The organism is Actinocorallia lasiicapitis, from assembly GCF_054778695.1.
Map to the genome: position 1 here is coordinate 1 of NZ_BAAGZI010000784.1, position 1,010 is coordinate 1,010.

General features: G+C 69.4%; 1 protein-coding gene and 1 pseudogene. Both read right to left on the minus strand.

The features are described 5' to 3' along the window. On the minus strand, window positions 1-732 hold a 732-nt coding region (locus tag ACYVE7_RS34595; RefSeq protein ID WP_460370853.1), incomplete at its 3' end, for an SAM-dependent methyltransferase. 62 nt (window positions 733-794) lie between these two features. Further along, window positions 795-1,010 (minus strand): annotated as a pseudogene (locus tag ACYVE7_RS34600) (saccharopine dehydrogenase); the annotation flags it as partial.

The following is a 1,010-nucleotide window of genomic DNA, read 5'->3' on the forward strand; positions in this document are numbered from 1 at the left end:
GGTGGGGTTCCAGAGGGGGAGGGGGACCAGGCCCGGGGGGAGGAGGTCGAGGCCGGTGAAGGTTTCGGCGAGGTCCGCGGGGGAGCGGAGGATGTAGGGGGCGGCGCCGCTGGAGGCGAGTTTCTCGCTGCCGGCGACGACCTCGGGGCTGGTGTTGGTGCCGTCCCAGAGGGTGAGGTGGCTGCCGGACGGGACCGCGGCCATCACGGTGGAGACGATGTCCTTGACGACCGACAGATCCGGCTCGTAACCCAGGACGCCCATGAACATGACGGCCACCGGCTCGGCGAAGTCCAGGACCTGCGCGGCCTCGGCGACGATCTTCGCGGGGTCGTGGTAGTCGGCGTGGACGTAGGTGGTGACGCCTTCGGCGGTCGTGTTCTTCAGCAGGGCGCGGGCGTGCACCAGCACCAGCGGATCGTTGTCCACATAAACGATCTTCGAGTCGGGGGCGATGCCCTGCGCGACCTCGTGGGTGTTCTGCATGGTCGGCAGACCGGTCCCGATGTCGAGGAACTGGCGGATCCCCACCTCCTCCGCGAGATGGCGGACCGTCCTGATCAGGAACGGCCGCGACTGGCGCGCCATCGTGACGATCTCCGGATACACCCCGGCGACGGCGTCGCCCGCCGCCCGGTCGGCGGCGAAGTTGTCCTTGCCGCCCATCCAGTAGTTCCAGATCCGCGCCGCGTGCGGCACCGACGTGTCCAACTGCGGTACTTGCTCGCTCAAACCCGCCACCCCTCTCAAAGATCACCTTCCGCCACATTACCGATTTGCCGGGTTTCACAGGGCTAGTCGGAGAAGGTGATGCCCCGGTCGTGGCGGAGATCGTCGAGGGTGAGGACGTGGTGGAGATGGTGTGTGCCCGGAGGGAGGCCGGGGAGGGCGCGGACCGCGGTGGCCGTGACGGACGCCGTGCCGCGGGACTGGTTCGTGCCGCCGGCCCAGCGGGTGGCGCCGCCGGGGCTCCGCGCCAGAATGAGCCAGTCCTCACCGCCCGGCAGATG